This is a genomic window from Cupriavidus sp. IK-TO18, from assembly GCF_015549295.1.
GTDB classification, from domain to species: domain Bacteria; phylum Pseudomonadota; class Gammaproteobacteria; order Burkholderiales; family Burkholderiaceae; genus Cupriavidus; species Cupriavidus oxalaticus_A.
In genome coordinates, this window is the sequence record NZ_JADGMP010000009.1 from 216,945 (window position 1) to 235,498 (window position 18,554).

Here is an 18,554-nt window from a genome sequence, read left to right on the forward strand (position 1 = left end):
AACCATCTCCGCCTATGCAGCCAGCGCACTCGCCCCGCCCTCGCTGGCGCTGGCTACGCGTGCCGGCAGTTCGGCCAGCGTGGCATCGGCCAGTGCGGGCAGCGCGAGCAGCAGCGCCAGGCAATGCCGCGCGAACTCCCGCGCCGCGGCGTCGTCAAGCGCGGCCGTGTCGTATTCCACGCGCAATGTCAGCGTTTCGCGGGGGATCACGATGGCGGTCACCGGATAGCTCATCTGGCCGCGGTTGCCCACGTCGCTGAAGCGCAGCGCGCCGCGCTCGGTTTGGCGCAGCGTGCTGTCGACCGGGTAGTTCTCGTAGATCAGCATGGTGTCGAACGGCGCCTGCGCCGTGTCGTCGCTGCCGGCCGCCCAGGACTGCAGCCACGCCGGCGGCGCGTGCTCGGTTTCGCGCAGGGCCACGTTGTCCGCCTGCAGCGCCGGTAGCCAGTCGGCCACTCGCAGCGTGTCGGGCAGGTCCTGCACCAGCGGCAGCGTGCTGGCCAGCAGGCCCATGATGTCTTCGATGCCGGGCAGCTCCGCCGAGCGCCCCGAACCGACCACCGCCATGCCGACGGTGCGGGCACCGGTGGCCTGGCGCAGTGCCAGCAGCCAGGCGGCCTGCACCAGCGTGTTGACAGTGACATGCTGGCGGCTGGCAAAGGCGGCCAGCGTGCGCAGCGCGCCGGCTTGCACCACATGCTCGACGGCGCCCATATGCTGGCCGCGCTGGCCGCGCTGCGCCGGCGCGATCTCGCGCGTGATCCGTACCGGCTGACGCTGCAGCGGCGCGAGCCGCGTTTGCCAATGCTCGTCCGCGCCGGGCTGCGCCTGCTGCCACGCCACGTAGCGGCGCAGCGACGATGCCGCCTGGGCGGGCAGTTCCCCGTCGTAGCCACGCAGCACTTCACCCAGCAGCCGCGACATGCTCCAGCCATCGAGCAGCAAGTGGTGCCAGGTCCAGAGGAAGCGCCAGGCATCGTCGGCGATGCGCACCAGCGTCAGCCGCATCAGCGGTGCGCGGCACAGGTCGAACGGTTGGCGGAATTCAGCCTCGCACAGCGCCTGCCATTCCATATCGTCGGCGGCGGACTGCGCCGGGCTGCTGCGGCCGCGCCAGTCATGGCGGGTGACAGGCAGTTGCGCCTGCGCCGGCACCACCAGCAGGGGCTCGGCCTCGCCGGGCGTTGGCAGCCAGGCCACGCGCGCGCGCAGCACCGGATGGCGCCGCAGCGCGGCCCGCCATGCCGCGATCATGCGCTCGGCGTCGAGCCCGTCCATGGTCGCCTGCACCTGCACCATGTACGCCGGCGAGCCCGGATGGCGCGTGCCATGGCGCACCATGCCGCGCTGCATCGGCGTCGGCCGGCAGATGTCCTCGATCTCGTCTGCGGACAGCGCCAGCGCGTCCAGCTGCGCCTGCGACAGGCCGCTGGCCGGCATGTCCGACGGCGTCAGCCGCACGGCGGATTGCGCCACGCAATGCGATGCCACGTCGCGAAGGGCCTGGGCGATGCGCGCCAGCAGCGCCTCGATGGTGGCCTCGCGGAACTGGCCGCCGCGATACGTGCAGCGGAATTGCAGGCAGCCATGCTGGACCCGGCCGTCGAAGGCCAGCGGTGCCGGCAACGGGATCGCGGCGGACACGCCGCTGCCGGTGTCCTCCGCCGCCACCTGCCAGCCGCCCGCCCCGGCGCGCAGGCTGCCGTCGAACTGGCCCAGGTAGTTGAACAGCACCTGCGGCGCCGCCACGGCGGTCCCGAGCACGCCATAGCCCAGTCCTCGCCGCGGCACCGCGCGCAGGGCTTCCTTGACGCCGGCGATGGTGTCGCCAAGGTTATCGACGCTGGCCAGGCGCAGCGGCCAGATGCTGGTGAACCACCCCACCGTGCGGCTGAGGTCTAGCGCCGTGCCGGCTGCCTCGGCTTCGCGCCCGTGCCCTTCGACATGGATGCGGATCTCGTCGCAGCCGGTGAAAGCGCACAACGCGCGCGCAAAAGCTGTCAGCAGCAGGTCGTTGACGCCGGTGCGGTAGGCAGCGTGGGCGCGCCGCAGCAATGCGTCGGTAGTGGCCGCGTCGAGGGCGAAACTGGCCGTGCAGGCGCCATCCGGGCGAGGCTCCGAAGCGTCGAACACATCGCCCGGCAGATCCAGGCCGCCTTCAGCCACTGCCTGCCAGTAGGCGCCTTCGCCGGCAAACACGGCGCGCGCCGGGCCAGCCAGCGTGCGGCTCCATGCGGCATAGCTGGCGCCCACCGGTGCCAGCGCCGGCGCCTGCCCGGCCAGCCGCGCGGCATATGCCGCCTGCAGGTCTTCCAGCACGATGCGCCACGACACGCCATCCACCACCAGGTGATGGCAGACCAGGAACAGGCGCTCGCTGCCATCCGCGACGCGTAGCTGAAGTGCGCGCAGCAGCGGGCCCTGCTCGATATCCAGCTTTCCCTGCTCGGCGTCGCACGCAGCGGTGATGGCCGCTGCATCGGGCGCTTCGGCCGTCGTCAACACGAACGCGTCGGCGGCCTTCACAACGGCCTGCTGGTGCCAGCCGTCATCGGCATGGCTGAAGCGGAAGCGCAGCGCTGCGTGGTGGCCAACCACGTCCGCCAGCGCGGCTGTCAACGCCGCCGTGTCGATGGCCGAACCGGACCGCAACAGTACCGACTGGTTGAAGCGGTTGCGCGCGGCCGCGGCCAGCGGTTGGCCAAGGAAAGCCCGCTGCACCGGCGTCAGCGGCGCCGCGCCATGTTCCGCCGCGTCATTGGCGGCATCCTCCGCCGCCACGTCCACGCGCTGTGCCACCTGCGCCAGCGCGGCCACGGTCTGGTGCTCGAACACCTGCCGCGGCGTCAGCCGCCAGCCCTGCAGGCGGGCACGCGCGACGATCTGCAGGCTGAGGATCGAGTCGCCGCCGAGCGCGAAGAAGTTGTCGTGCAAGCCCACCTGCGCGATGCCGAGCACGTCGGCCCACACCGCCGCCAGCATCCGCTCCGGCGCCGACACCGGCGCGGCGTAGGCGGCCTCGGCCTGCCACTGCGGCTCGGGCAGCGCGCGCCGGTCGAGCTTGCCGTTGGGCGTGACCGGCAGGCTGTCGAGGCGCAGCACCGCGGCCGGCACCATGTAGTCGGGCAAGGCCGCGGCGAGCGCGCTGCGCAGCGCTTCGGCGTGCACGGTGGCCGGCGCGGCCACGTAGCCAACCAGCCGCGTGCCGGCCGGCGTCTCGTGCGGCAGCACCACCGCCTGGCGCACGCCGGGCTGGGCCAGCAGGTGCGCCTCGATCTCGCCCAGTTCGATGCGGAAGCCGCGGATCTTGACCTGGTGGTCCTGCCGGCCGAGATATTCGATGCAGCCATCCGGGCGCCAGCGCACCAGGTCGCCGGTACGATACAGGCGCGCGCCGGGCGCGCCGAAGGGATCCGGAATGAAGCGGTCGGCGGTCATGCCGGCGCGGCCGAGGTAGCCGCGCGCCAGCCCTTCGCCGCCGAGGTACAGCTCGCCCGGCACGCCGACGGGCACCGGCTCGAGCCGGCTGTCCAGCACGTGCGCGCTGCGCGTGCCGACCGGCCTGCCGATCGGCGCATAGGCGCCGCTCACCTGCGCGGCGGCTTCGTCCGCTGCGGCCTTCCACACCAGCGGCGTCACCACGGTTTCGGTCGGGCCATAGCCGTTGATGATGTGCTGCGGCCGCAGCGCCTGCGTCAGCCGTTCCACGCCCGCGCGCGGCATGGCCTCGCCGCCGAAGGAGTAGAGCCACAGTGGCGGCGGGTCGCCTTGCGCCTCGGCCCACGCGGCCAGCTGGTGCAGGTAGCGCGGCGGAAAGCCCGCGTGCGTGACGGCGTGGCGGCGCAGCGCGGCGTAGGTCTGCTCGACGCTCCACAGCGTGTCGTCGCGCAGCACGATGCTGGCGCCGCTGGCGAGCGGCACCATCCAGCGCTCATGCGCGCCGTCAAAGCTGAACGAGAGGAAATGGAGTTCGCGGCTGGCCGCGGTGATGTCGTAGCACGCGGCGGTGGTGACCACGTGCATCGCCAGCGGCCCGTGTGCCACGGCCACGCCCTTGGGCCGGCCGGTCGAGCCGGAGGTGTAGATCACGTAGGCCAGCTGCCCGGCATGGATCGTCACGGCTGGGTCGTGGTCGGGCCACGAGGCATCGTCGCCGTCGTCCAAGAGCAGCACTGGCAGGTCCGGCGCGACCGGGAAGGCATCGCGCAGCGCGCGCTCGGTCAGCAGCAGCCGCGGCGCAGCGTCTTGCTGCATGTCGAGCAGGCGCCGTGCCGGATAGGCGGGATCGAACGGCACGAAGCAGGCGCCGGCCTTGAGCACCGCCATCAGCGCCACCAGCATGCGCGGTGAACGGTTCAGCGCCACGCCGACGCGGCATTCGGCACCGATGCCTTGCGCGATCAGCCGGTGCGCAAGCCGGTTGGCCTGGCGTTCAAACTCGCCATAAGTCAGGACGTCGTCGCCATACAGCACTGCTGGCGCAGCGGGCGCGCGGCGCGCGTGCGCGGCCACCTGCGCATGCACGGCCACGAACGGCGTTGCCGGGCAGTCGGGCTGGCTCCAGCGTGCCAGCGCGGCGCGCTCGGCGTCGGCGAGCAGCACCGCGGTGCCGGGCGTGGTCGCAGGATCGGCCGCGAAGGCCTGCAGCAGGCGCACATAATGCCCCGCCATGCGCGCGACCGTGGCGGCATCGAACAGGTCGGCGGCGTAGGCGATGCGGCCGCACAGGCTGCCATCGGCCAGCTCGGCCGTGGCCAGGCTCAGCTCGAAGCGCGCGGTGGTGACCGGCAGTTCCAGCGGCGTCACGCGCAGCCCCGCCAGTTGCGGCAGAGCCGCCGCGCTGGCGGTGCGATGGTCGAAGGTGACGTTGAACAATGCGGGCTGGCCGAGACTGCGGTCGGGCTGCAGCGCCTCGACCAGCAGGTCGAACGGCAGCGACTGGTGCTCCTGGTCCGCGGCGGCCTGCGCGGCGAGCCGCGCCAGCAGGTCGGCGAACGGCTGCTCCGGGTCGACCTCCGCCCGCATCACCTGCATGTTGACGAAGCAGCCGATCAGCGCCCCGGTCTCGCTGCGCTGGCGGTTCGCCACCGGCACGCCGATGCGCAGGTCGGACTGGCCGGTATAGCGGCCCAGCAGCACCGCGTAGGCGGCCAGCAGGGCCATGTTCAGCGTTGCATGGCGCGAGGCGGCAAGCGCGCGCAACGTTGCGGCCACGGCGGCGGGGATGGTGAACACGTGCTCGGCGCCCTCGCCGCTGCGCGCGGCGCGGCGCGGGCGGTCGGCGGGCAGGTCGAGCGCCGCGCCCGCGCTGTCGCCCAGGCGTTCGCGCCAGTAGCCGAGCAGGCGCTCGGCCTCGCCGGCCTCCATCCAGTTGCGCTGCCAGGCGGCATAGTCGGCGTACTGGACCGGCAATGGCGGCAGGCCGGCTTGCGTGCCGGCTTGAGTGCCGGCATAGCAGGCGGCCAGTTCGGCGACGAGGCGGACGATCGACGCGCCGTCGGCGACGATATGGTGCAGCACCACCACCAGCACGTGCGACTGCGCGCTCTCGCGGATCAGCGCGACACGCCACAGCGGTCCGGCGGCGAGATCGAACGGCTCATGGACTACGCGCGCGACGGTGGCGTCGAGGCCGTCCGGATCGGCGTCGATGGCGTCTATGGCATCAAAGGCCGGTGGCAGGTCTTCATGCACCTGCTGGCAGGCGACACCGGCAGCATCGATCGGATACGTGGTGCGCAGCACTTCATGGCGCGCGCCGACCTGCGCGAACGCGCGGCGCAGCGCCGCGGCGTCGAGCGGGCCTTCGAGCCGGTACACCCCCGGCATGTGATAGGCGGTGCTGGCGGGCTCAAGCTGCTGCAGGAACCACAGGCGCTGCTGCGCGTACGACAGCGGCAGCGCGCCAGTGCGCGGCGCGGGCACGATGGGCAGCGTGGAAAACGCCACGCCTTTGCCGTGCAGCGCGGCCAGGAAGGCGGCGCGCTGCGCCGGCTCCAGCCGGGCGAAGCGCTCGGCGACTTGCGCGGCGACTTGCGCGTGCGCGGTACTCAATGCGTCTGACATGGGGGCGGGACCTGTCAATGGATTTCAGGGAGCGATTACGCCGGCACCACGGCCTGCGCATGCGGTGCAGCAGCGGCCAGTGCCATGTGCGCCAGCTTGTCGAGGTCATCGTCCGCAGCTTCCTGCCTGACGGCAGCGGCCAGCGCATGCGCGGTCGGATGGTCGAACAACAGGCCGGGGGCAATCTCCACCTGCAGCCGGCGGCGCAGCCGCGCGACCAGCTTGATCACCAGCAGCGAATGGCCGCCGAGGGCAAAGAAATCGGCATGCGGGTCGACCTGGCCCTGTTCCAGCAACCCGGCCATCAACGCGCACACCAGGGCTTCCACCGCGTCCGATGCCGGCGCTGCGACCGGAGCTGGCGCACTGTCGGCGGGAACCAGTCCGCGCAGCGCGACGCGGTCGGTCTTGCCATTGGGCAGGCGCGGCAGCGCGGGCAGCGGGACGAAGCGCGCCGGCACCATCGCGTCAGGCAGCATCGCGGCCAGCGTGTGGCGCAGCGCGGCGGCGTCGATGCCGCTGCCGGCTGCCGGCACGAGCAAGGCACACAGCACAGCCTCGCCGCCGGGTCCCGCCACTGCGCACACCGCTGCCTGCGCGACCGCCGGCTGCGCCAGCAGCGCGGCTTCGACCTCCGCGGGCTCGACGCGGATGCCGCGGATCTTGACCTGCTGGTCGGCGCGGCCCAGCAGTTGCAGCCCGGCGGGCGTGGCGCGCGCGAGATCGCCGGTGCGGTACAGCCGTTCGCCGGCAACGAAGGGATCGTCGACGAACGCCGCCGCATCGAGGTCCGCCCGGCCCAAGTAGCCGTGTGCGAGTTGCGGGCCGCCGACGTAAAGCTGCCCGGCTACACCGGCCGGCACCGGCCGCAGCGCATCGTCGAGCAGGCGCACGCGGGTCGCACCCAGCGCGCGGCTAAGCGGTGCGTTGCCGGCTGCCCAAGCCGGCATGTCTGCGCCCAGCGCATGGACCATCACGCCGATGGTGGTTTCGGTCGGGCCGTAGTGGTTGAAGATGCGGCAGCCGGGCGCGTGGCGGCGCAGCGTGCCGACCAGGCTGGCCGGCAGCGGCTCGCCGCCAAGGATGACGGTGGCCGGCACCGCGGGCGCTTCCGTTTCCAGCAGCGCCGCCAGGTGCGACGGCACGATCTTGATGGCATCGACCGCGCGGCCGCGCAGGTAGCGGGCAAAGGCCGCGGGGTGGGCCATGTCGTCATCGCCGGCCACCACCAGGCAGCGCCCCTGCCACAGCGCGGCGAACAGCGTGGTGTTGCCGAGGTCCGCGGCTACCGACGACGTCAGGCCGAAGCGCTGGCACGACGACAGCGACAGCGCATCGCAAGCCGCCGCGGTGTAGTGGCTGATCTGCGCGTGGCCAATCACCACGCCCTTGGGTTCGCCGGTGGAGCCGGAAGTGAACAGCACGTAGGCGGCGGCACCAGGATCGACAGTGACCGCAGCCTCTGCTGCTGACGCCGCCGTGGCCAGCAACGCATCGGCACTGACCACGGTCTCGTCGTCCGCCGACGCCTGCTGCGCGATCGTCAGCACCGGCGCTGCCTGCGCCAGCACGCTGCGGCGCCGCGCCTGCGGCCAGGCCGGATCGAGCGGTACATAGGCGCCGCCGGCGGCCCATACCGCCAGCAGGCTGGCCACCAGCGCGCCACTGCGCGGCAATGCCAGCGCCACGCGCGTGCCGGGGCCGACGCCGAGCGCGCGCAGCCGTTGCGCGGCGGCGTGCACCGTGCGCTGCAGGCCGGCATAGTCGAGTGCGAGATCGGCGGCATCCAGCGCGGGCGCCGCCGGCGTGTTGCGTGCATGCTCTGCGATGCGGTGCAGCAGCGAGTCGCCCCCCGCTGCCGGCATGTCGCCGGTCCAGCATTGCGGCACGCGCAAGGTATCGTCGGACGGCCACCACAGCGACGGCAGCGGCGCATCCAGTGCGGCGGGCAGCGCGCCGATCAGCGCGGCGAGATGGGACAGCAGCCATGGCGCCACGCGCGGATGCAGCGCGCCGGCTTGCGCATGCAGCGCCAGCGCGGCCATGCCCTGACCGTCGTCCAGTGCCTCGCACACCAAATCGAAGCCCGGCCACGCCGGACTGGCCAGCGCGATCCCGTCGGCGGGCAATGGCGATACCGCAAACCCGATGCGCGGGCCGGCATCACCGGGCAGCCACGCTTCCTGCCACGCGGCGTGGCCATCCAGCGTCGACAGCCACGCCTGCCAGTGGCTGCGCAGGCTGGCTTCGTCATCCCATTGCACGCCAAGCGGCAGCGCCTTGACGAACACGCCGGCGGCGCCGGCCATCACGCCGTAATCGCGGCGGCAGTCGTGCAGCCATGTGGCGCTGAATGCCGGCTGCGCGCACAGGCGCGCCAGCATGCTCCACCATGCGGCGTGCAGCACGCGCTCGGGCGTGCTGCCGAGCTGGCGCGCGGTCGCGTCCAGCGCCTGGCGGTGCGCGGCGTGCAGCGTGTGGCGCCAGCTTTCGGCGGGCGTGGCTGAGGCAGCGAGCGCGTCGGGCAAGCGCAGCGGCGCGGGCAGCCCGGCCGCCTGAGCTTGCCAGTAGCGGCGGCCGGCGTCGCCGGTACCGTCCTCGCCCAGGCACGCGCCCGCCTGCCAGTCGGCATACTGGGCGTATTGCAGCGGCGGCTCGGCGTCGTCCGCGGCGGTGGTTTCCAGGGCGGCGCGCAGGGCTTCGGCGAGGCGCAGCACGCTGCTTCGGTCTGCCGCCAGCGGGCTGGCCAGCAGCCACAGCGTGGCACCGCCGCTGGCCAGCGGGCACAGGCAGGCGCGCAGCACGTCGCCCCGCGCCGGATCGAGCGCCGGCAGCGCCAGCGCGTCGCCGTCCGCGACGATGATGGTGGCCGCGCCGTTGGCGCCCTGCGGCACGCATGCCACCGGCTGGCTGCCATCGTCGATATAAGCCATGCACAGCACGTCATGGCGTTTGCGCAGCACGGCCAGCGCGGCGTCCACCGCGGCTGGCTCTGGCTGGCAAGCCAGCGCGATGCGCGCCACGTGCGCGTGCGGCGCGGGCGCATTGCGCCATTGCCGCCAGGCGGCCTGTTGTTCGGGAGTCGGACTCCAGGCGTCGTGCATCTCAGGCATCCACGTTCTCCTGCGGGCGCGCGGCGACAAGCTGGGCGTCCGGCTGCTTGCGGTCGAACATGTCGCCCATCGCCACCACGATCTTGCGCGGGCCTTCATAGGGATCGCGCGCATGCGCGGCCAGCATGTTGTCAAGCATCACCACATCGCCGCGCTGCCAGTCGAAGCGCACGGCGCAGGCTTCATACAGCTCGCCGATCAGCGCCATGGCCTCGTCGGGAATCGGCGTGCCGTCGCCGAACATCACGTGGCGCGGCATGCGCTCCAGGCCGACCATCTCGAGCAGGTCTTCGCGCACGTCGGCCTCCAGGCACGAGACGTGGTGCAGTTGCACCTGGTTGAAGAAGCTGCGCTCGCCGGTGACCGGGTGGCTGACGATGGCCGGGCATACGGTGCGCGTCTGCAACACGTCGCCGTCCAGCCAGCGGCAGTCGATGCCGGCGGCGCGGCAGCGCGCCTCGACCTCGGCGCGGTCCCCGGTCTTGTAGAAGTCGCGCCAGTCCACGTCCAGCCGCGGCGTGAAGGTGCGCACGTACATCAGCTGCTTGCTGGCGAACTCCTCGGCCAGCGCGGGCGGCAGGCGGCGCAGCAGTTCGCGGCAGTCGACGATCGGCGTGGCGCCGCCCACGGCAGAGGGCAGCTCGCAGAAGAACCACTGCTTGCGCGGCCAGCGCTCGAGGTGCGCGCTTTCGTTGTGGTACAGGATCATCTGGCGCTCGGGGTAAGGCGTGGAGCGGTAGGTGTTGCGCCCGCCCTCCTTCTTGGGCAGGTCGCCGTAGCTGCCATACAGGCCCGGGTGCATGGCTTCGGCGAAGGCTTCGAAGGCCTGCGGGTTGGGCAGGTCGAAGCCGCGGAAGACAATGCCGGCGTGCCGGTGCAGCGTCTCGCCGACCAGCTCGCGCGAGCGCGCGGCCCACGCCACCGGGTCCAGGCCCGGCACTACCGGCTCGATCACGATGGGGAAGACTTCGCCTGCGCGCAGCGGGCGCAGCCGCACCTGGCTGGCGGGGTCGGCAACGGCCGCCTCTGGCACAGCGGCCGCAGCCGGGCGCGGCCGGGCCAGCGACTTGAGCTGGTCGAGCTTGGCCGCCATGCGTTGGCTGGTTTCCATGGTTCGGGACTCCTCGGGTTTCGGTTGGGACAGGCGCGCGGCGCCCGGGGCGTGTGCGCTGACGCGGTCGGCGGGCTGGTCCGGCGCGCGCAGCAGCGCTGCCAGCGTGGCCAGCCATTCGGCGGCAAAGCGCGCCACGGTGGCGGATTCGAACAGCGCGCTGGCAAAGACCCAGTCGCCGCGCAGCGGCGCCGCTTCCTGTTCGCTCTCGGGCTCCAGGAACAGCGCCATGTCGAACTTCGACGTGCGCTCGATGGGCGGCAGCATGCCGGCCTCCACGCCAGGCATGCCCAACTGTCCGGCCGGCGTGTTCTGCAGCACAAACAGCGCCTGCACCAGCGGGTTGCGGCTGCGGTCGCGCTGCACGCCCGCCGCCTCGACGATGCGGTCGAACGGCAAGCCCTCATGCTCGAACGCGGCCAGCACGTCGCGCCGGCATGCCGCCAGCACGTCGCGGAAGCTGGCGCCGGCGATGCGGCGCGAGCGCAGCGGCAGCACGTTGACGAAGAAGCCGATCAGCGGCTCGAGCGCGGCGTCGTGCCGGCCGGCGACGTCGGTGCCGAGCAACAGGTCGTCCATGCCGGTCGCGCGGTGCAGCCAGCACTGGAAGCTCGCCAGCAGCACGATGAAAGGCGTGACCTGCTCGGCGCGCGCCAGCGCATGCACCTGCGCCATGCGCCCGCCGTCGATCCGCAGCGCGACGGCGTCGCCTTCCATGCGCGCCACTGGCGGGCGGGCGTGGTCGGCCGGCAATGCCAGCGCCGCCGGTGCGCCGGCAAGCGCGCCGCGCCAGTAAGCGGTGAGCCGCTCCAGCGCGGCGCCGCGCAGCCAGTCGCGTTGCCACGCGGCATAGTCGGCGTATTGCAGCGCCAGCGGCGGCAGCGGCGCGAGCTGTTCCGGCGCCAGCGCGTGCCGGTAGCCGCGGGTGATCTCGTTGACCAGCAGGCCGACCGACCAGCCGTCCGACACCAGATGGTGCATGGCGACCAGCAGCACGTGTTCCCGCGGCGCGCAGCGCAGCAGCGTGGTGCGCCACAGCGGCGCGTGGCCGAGGTCGAACGGGCGCGCTGCGTGCTCCCGCATGGCCTCGCGCAGTGCCGCTTCGCGCGCTTCGGGCGCAAGCGCCTGCAGGTCGATCAGGGGCAGGCCGATGTCGGCGGCGGCATCGATGCGTGCGTAGGGCTCGCCATCGTCGTCGGGATAGGCGGTCCGCAGGATCTCGTGGCGCGCCGCCACCGCTGCCAGCGCCTGGCGCAGCGCGGCCAGGTCCAGCGGCCCGCGCAGGCGCAGCGCCCCGGCCATGTTGTAGGCCGCTGCGGCGTTGCCCTGCAGGCGTTCGACCAGCCACAGCCGCTGCTGCGCCAGCGACACCGGCATGCGCGCGGAGCGCGGTACTGGAACCAGCGCGGGCATCACCACCGCTGGCGTGGCGCCATCCAGCCGTGCGGCGAAGTCGCGCAGCACCGGCGCCTCGAAGACATCGCGCAGCGTGGCCTGCGCATGGCCGGCGGCGCGCAGCCGCGCCACCACGCGCGTGGCGATCAGCGAATGGCCGCCCAGGCGGAAGAAATCGCTGTCGCGGCCGACGCGCGCGCCCGGCAGCAGCGCTTCCCAGATGCCGGCGACGGTTTGCTCGGCGGGCGTGGCAGGCGGTGCGCCCTCCTGCGCCACGACCTGCGGCGCGGGCAGCGCCTTGCGGTCGATCTTGCCGTTCGCATTGAGCGGCCACGACGGCATGCACACCCATGCGGACGGCACCATGTACGCGGGCAACCGCGCGGCGACGCTGGCAGACAACTCGGCTTCCAGGACGCCATGCGCGGACTGCGCGCGGCCGGCTTGGGGCTGCCAGTACGCGGTCAGCCATTCGGTGCCGGCGGCACGGTGCACCGTCACCAGCGCGTGGCGCACCGCCGGATGCGCGGCGAGCACGGCTTCGATCTCCCCCAGCTCGATGCGGTAGCCGCGCAGCTTGACCTGGAAGTCCTTGCGGCCGATGTATTCGAGCACGCCGTCTTCGCGCCAGCGGCCGAGGTCGCCGGTCAGGTAGCGGCGGCTGCCCGGCGCGCCGGTCGGATCGGGCACAAAGGCCGCCGCGGTGCGGCGCGGGTCGGCCAGATAGCCGCGGCCGACGCCGGCACCGGCCACCGCGATCTCGCCCACCATGCCGGGCGCGGCAAGATTGCCGTCGGCATCGAGCACCTGCAGCACGGCATTGGCGGTGGGGCGGCCGATCGGCACGGTATCGGTGGCTTGTGCCGCCTGCGCCAGCGCGCCGGCGCGCAGGGGGTGGAACGCCACGTCATCCGAGCATTCCGCCGGCCCGTAGGCGTTCATCATCGGCACGCCCGGATAGCGGCGCAGCCAGGCATGCGCGGTGGCAGGCGGCAGCGCCTCGCCGGTAGGCAACACCCAGCGCAGCGCGGGCAGCGGCGCCGCGCGGCCCTCGGCGTCCTGGCAGTCGAGCATGGCCTGCAGTAGCGACGGCACCGGCTCGAACAGCGTCACGCCACGCTGCGCCAGCAGTGCGGTGAGTGCGGCCGGATCGCGCACCACGTCGTCGCCGATGATCTCCACGCCTGCGCCGAACACCGGCGCGGCCAGCGCCTGCCAGACCGAGATGTCGAAGCAAGGCGGCGCGGTCTGGGCGATCACGTCGCCCTCGCCCAGCCCCAGCGGCACGGCCTTGGCCAGCATGTTGTTGAGCATGCCGGTGCGCGTGACCATCGCGCCCTTGGGCACGCCGGTCGAGCCGGAGGTGAACAGCACGTACGCGAGCTGCGCGGGATGCGCGGGCAGGTCGGGCGCAGGCGCCGCCCCGGCTTCCAATGCGGGCAGCGTCGTGGCGCCGGCAATGCCGGCGGCGGCCAGCGCGGCCACGCCGGATGCATCCGTCAGGACCTGTGCTGCCTTGGCCTGCGCCAGCACCTGCTGCCAGCGTGCCGCGGGATGGCTGACATCGAGCGGCACCCACGCCGCGCCGGCGCGCAGGATGCCGGCCAGCGCGACCAGCCAGTCCAGCCCGCGCGGCAGCAGCACCGCGATGAGATCGTCCGGGCGCACGCCGGCGGCGCGCAGGCCGCTGGCGACGCGGCCGGCGCGCTCCCACCAGTCGCCATAGGTCAGCGTCCCGGCGCCGCAGCGGGCCAGCACACGCCGCGGATGCGCAGCCACCTGGCGCGCGACCCGCCGCACGTAGTCGTCCTGCAAGGCGGCAAGCGTCACGCTGGTGTCGTCGCTCGCGCTCCATGCCTGCAGCCTGGCGCGCGTGGCGCCATCGAGCATGTCGGCGGCGCCCACGTGCGCGATGCCGGCGGCCAGCGACGCCAGCACGGCGGCGTAGGCGTCCATCCATTGCGCCAGCCGGTGCGCCTGCACACGCGAGGCATCGCAGGTGAAGCGGATGGTGAAGCGGCTGTCGGGCATGACCTCCAGCGTCAGGCCGTAGTGGGTCTGCTCGATGTTGTCATGCTGGCGCAGGCGCAGGCCGGCCACCTCGCGCGCGCGGTCGCCCAGGTCGGGCAGGTTCTGGAACACCATCAGCGTATCGAACAGGGCTCCGCCGATGCCGGACTCAGCCTGGATCTCCGCGAGCGCGGCGTGCTCGAACTCGCGCATCGCCACGGCGGCGTGCTGGGTCGCCTGCAGGTAGTCCGCCACCGCCAGCGCGCCTTGCGGACGCAGCCGCAACGGCAGCGTGTTGATGAACACGCCCAGCATGCGCTCGGCGCCTTCCAGGCCCGCGGGGCGGCCGGCCGAGGTCACGCCGAAGACGATATCGTCGCTGCCGGCGTGGCGCGACAGCACGATGCCCCACGCGGCCTGCATCACGGTGTTGAGCGTGACGCGGTGCGCCGCGGCCAGCGCGCGCAGGCTGGCGTCGAGGCCGGCCGGCAGGATCAGGTCGCGGCAAAGCGGCGCGGTTTTCCCGTGGGCGCTGGCGGGTGCGATGCCCGGCAGCACTGTCGGGCCGGCCAGGCCGGCGAATGCAGCGCGCCAGAAGGCCTGCCGCGCGGATGCGGGCTGTGCCGCGAGCCAGGCGATGTAGTCGCGGTACGGCCGGCGCGGCGTCGGGGCATGTGCCGGATCGGCATAGCGGGCCAGCGCCTCGTCGAGCAGCTGCACCGAGCCCCAGCCGTCGACGATCAGGTGGTGCCGGCTCCAGACCAGCCACCAGCCCGCGTCGCCGGTGCGCAGCAGCGCCAGCCGCATCAGCGGCAGCTCGGTGGGATCGAAGCCGCGCGAGCGGTCGGCATGGCACCACTCCGCCAGCCGCGCCGCCTGCGCGCCGGCCCCGCGCCAGTCTTCCACTGTCACGGGTAGCTTTGCGCGCGCATGCACGCATTGCAGCGCGCGGTCGCCGCCCGCTTCGCCTGCCGCGGCAAAGGTGGTACGCAAGATCGGGTGGTCGTCCAGCAGCGCCTGCCAGGCGGCGGCCATGCGTTCGGTGTCGAGCGGACCCTCGACCTGCAGCACCAGCTGGTTGACGTAGGCACCGTTGCCGCCATCGCGCAGGTGGTGGAACAGCAGGCCTTCCTGCAGGGGCGACAGCGGATAGGCATCTTCGATGTCGCCCGCTCGGCTGCGCAGACGCTCCAGCGCCTGCGTGTCGCAGCCGCTCAGCGCAAAGGGCTGCGCAGCCGCTGGCGTTGCGGCTGCACTGGCAGTTTTCTCGCGCGCGGCGAGATGGACCGCCAGGCGTGCCAGCGTCGGGTGCGCGAACAGGTCCCTGGGCGCGAGCACCAGCTGCTGCGCGCGCGCCCTGGCGACGATCTGCAGCGCCAGGATGGAATCGCCGCCGAGCGCGAAGAAATCCGCATCGCGGTCGATCTGCTCGCGTTGCAGGATTTCGCGCCACAATCCCGCCAGCATCTGTTCGATGGCGGCCGCCTGTGCGGCGGCTGGCGCCGCGTTCGCACGCAGCACGGCAGCCAGCGCCGCCGGCGTGGGATGCGCGAACAGCAGCCTGGGCGTCAGAGGCAGGCCCGCCTTGCGCGCCTGCGCGACCAGTTGCAGTCCAAGAATGGAATCGCCGCCGAGCGCGAAGAAGTTGCCGTCGGCGCCCACGCTTTCGCGTCCGAGCACGCCTGCCCACAGGCGCGCCAGCGTCGCCTCGGTCTCGTCGCCCGGTGCCGGTTGCGCCGGCGCCACGGCCTCGCCGGGCACGGGTGGTAGCGCCTTGCGATCGACCTTGCCGTTGCGCAGCCGCGCGAAGGCGTCGCACGCAATGAACGCGGCAGGCAGCATCGGCGCCGGCAACGCGGCGGACATGGTGGTGCGCAGGGTATCGAGATCCAGGCCGGCGTCGGCCACCAGGTAGGCGACCAGCCGCAGCCCCTCGCCCGCCGGCGACGGCAGCGCCAGCACCATGGCATCGCGCACGCCCGGCGCCTGGCGCAGCCATGCTTCGACTTCGCCCGGCTCGACGCGGAAGCCGCGGATCTTGACCTGTGCGTCGGCGCGGCCGAGGAAGACGATGGCGCCGTCTTCGTCCATGCGTACGCGGTCGCCGGTCCGGTACAAGCGGCCGCCCGGCTGGAACGGGTCCGGCACAAAACGCTCGGCGGTCAGCGCGGGGCGGCGCAGGTAGCCGCTGGCGACGCCGGCGCCGCCGATATAGAGCTCGCCCACCGCGCCACGCGGCACGCGGTTCAGGTGGCGGTCGAGCACGCAGGCGCTGACGCCGGCAAGCGGCTGGCCGACGGGAATTGGACCCGCCACAGCGGCGTCAGGCACCGCATGCGTCAGGCACCCCACCGTGGCTTCTGTGGGGCCGTAGTGATTGACCACGCGGCATGCCGGGCGCAGCGCCTGCACGCGCGCCACCAGCGCCGCGTCGAGCGCCTCGCCGCCGAACACCAGGCACTGGCGCGGCACCAGCCGCACGGGATCGGCCACCGCCAGCAGCGCGCGCAGGTGCGTCGGGACGATCTTCAGGCAATCGACCGGCCGCGCTGCCAGGGCTTCGGCAAGCGCTTCGGGGTCTTCCGCCAGCGCGTCGTCCAGCACGCGCAGCGTGTGGCCGCCGAGCAGCGCGCCGAACCATGCGGTGTGGCCGAGGTCGGCCGTCACCGAGGACAGCGACGCCAGCGACGACCCTGCCGGCAGCGCCAGCGCGCGCAGCACGCCGGCGGCGTAATGCGCGAGGTTGCCTTGCGTGACCACCACGGCCTTGGGCGTGCCGGTCGAGCCGGAGGTGTAGATCAGGTAGGCGGGCTGTGCCGGAGCGGCGGCGGGCCATGCGGCAGCGCCGGTTGTGTCCTCGCTCGCGAGCGAGGACACATGCCAGGCTGCGCCCGGCGTGGATTGCGCCAGCCACTGCGGCCGCTCGCCCTCGCCCACCACGGCGGCAAGGCACGCATCGGCGGCCAGTTGCGCCAGCCGCGCGGCGGGCATGCCGGCGTCCAGGCACAGGAAGGCGGCGCCGGCCTTCCATGCGCCAAGCATGGCGGCAGCCATGCGCGCGCCGCGCGGCAGCAGCAGGCCGACCACATCGCCGGGCCGGACGCCACCGTCGCGCAGGCTTGCGGCGAGCGCGGTCGCGGCGCGATCGAGCGCGGCGTAGCTGCATTGCGCATCGGCGGCATCGACGGCGAGCCGCCCGGGATGCGCGCGCACGCCGGCCTCGAAGGCCGCCAGCGCGGTGGCGTGCCGCTCGATGCGGCCAGCGCGCATATCGGAGAGCACCGCCGCCTCATACAGCGGCAGGTCCCCGACACGCGCGTCGGCGTTGTCGAGCACAGCATCCACCGCAGCGCGCAGCGTGGCGATCAGGCGCTGGACGGACTGCGCGTCGAACCGGTCGGCGTCATAGCGCCATTGCCCGCGCAGGCGATCGCCCTCGTCCTGCCAGCGCAGGTTCATGTCGTTGGCTGCGCCGCGCTGGGTGGCGAGGTATTCGCGCACCAGGTAGCGGCCCAGCACGTTGCGCGGCCCCACCGGCACGAAGGTGGTCATATGCCGGAACAGCGGCCCCTCCCCGCCCATGCGCGCCAGCGGATATTGCTGGTGGCGCAGCGCGCCGCGCATCTGCCGGGCGCAGTCGCGCACCACCGCGGCAAAGGCCGGATTGGCGGAGAAGTCTGCGCGCAGCGGCACCGTGTTCAGCGTAAAGCCGATCAGGTCGGCGGACTGTGCGCCTGATCGGCCCGCCGTCGGCGTGCCGATCAGGAAATCGTCCTCGCCACTGGCGCGGTGCACGACCGTCTTGAACAGCGCCAGCATCACCACGAAGAGGCTGACTTCCAGCTGCGTTGCCAGCTCGCGCAGGCCTGCCGTCTGCTGCGGCGTGAGGCGGAATTCGAGTTCGGCGCCGCGGTGGCGCGATTCCGCGTCCAGCGTGCCGGGCATCGCCGGCGCCGCGGGCGCGTCTTCAAGCACGCCTTCCCAGTACGCGCGCAGCGAAGCGCCGCGCGGGCCTGCCAGCAGTTGCCGCTGGCGCGCAAGCCAGTCGCGGTAGCGGCCGCTTTGCGACGCCATCGGCGCTGCGCCGGCGCACAGCGCCTCGTAGGTGGCGAAGATCTGGTCGCAGACCAGCTCGAACCCGAGGTAGTCGCCGGCGATATGGTGCATGCCCGCGCACATCCACATGCGGTCGGCGCCGCCCGGCTGGCGCGAGACGAGGAAGCGGAAACGGCAGACCTGCCCCGCATCGGGGTCGAACGGTTCGTCGGCTTCGCGCTCGAACCAGGCGTGCAGGCCCGCTTCATCGAGGCCGTCGGCACGCGTCAGCGACACCTCCGCGGCAAAGCCCGCGGGGCGTGCCATCACGATCTCGCCGTCTTCCTCGATAAAGCCGCTATGCAGCGCCTCATGGCAGTCCACCACGTGGCGCACCGCCTGTTCGAGCAGCTCAAAGCGCAGGCCAGCCGGCACCTCGATCGCGAACACCATGTTGTAGGCGGCGCTGTGCGGATGGCGGCGATGAAACGCCAGCAGCGCGAGCTGGCCGGGGCCGGCGGGATAGCGGTCGAAGTAGCCGGGATGCGCGGCCAGCCACGCATCGGCCTCGGCGGCGCGGGTTGCCAGCAGCCCGGCCGCGGCCTGCTGCGCATCGGTGCCGGCCGCGCTGTCGCCAGCCACGCGCCAGCGCCCGTCATGCAGGCGCAGGCGCACGCCTTCGGCGCGCAGGGTTCGCATAAGGGCGCCAGTTTCGGCCGGCAAGGGAGCTTCGGAAGACGACATGGCGAAAGCGTTGGAGATGACAGGTCCCCGCCGGGCAGGCGCAGCCAGCCCGGCCAGGAGTGATCAGACGGGAAACGCGC

At 72.9% G+C, this 18,554-nt stretch carries 3 protein-coding genes; all 3 read right to left on the minus strand.

Annotated elements, in window-relative coordinates; translation table 11 throughout:
• Positions 1–12: 12 nt before the first annotated feature.
• The 3 genes from IPF36_RS09555 to IPF36_RS09565 are packed head-to-tail and all read right to left on the minus strand — an operon-like array spanning position 13 to position 18,429.
• A complete protein-coding gene (locus IPF36_RS09555; protein ID WP_195427860.1) occupies positions 13–6,066 on the minus strand; it encodes a non-ribosomal peptide synthetase in 6,054 nt (2,017 codons plus the stop codon).
• A gap of 35 nt (positions 6,067–6,101) precedes the next feature.
• Complete coding sequence (locus IPF36_RS09560; protein WP_195427861.1) at positions 6,102–9,179, minus strand: amino acid adenylation domain-containing protein; 3,078 nt, start codon at positions 9,177–9,179, stop codon at positions 6,102–6,104.
• Positions 9,172–18,429, minus strand: coding sequence for a non-ribosomal peptide synthetase (locus IPF36_RS09565; RefSeq protein ID WP_195427862.1), 9,258 nt, complete (start codon positions 18,427–18,429; stop codon positions 9,172–9,174). The genes IPF36_RS09560 and IPF36_RS09565 overlap by 8 nt, the downstream gene beginning before the upstream one ends.
• Between the last annotated feature and the right edge of the window lie 125 nt (positions 18,430–18,554).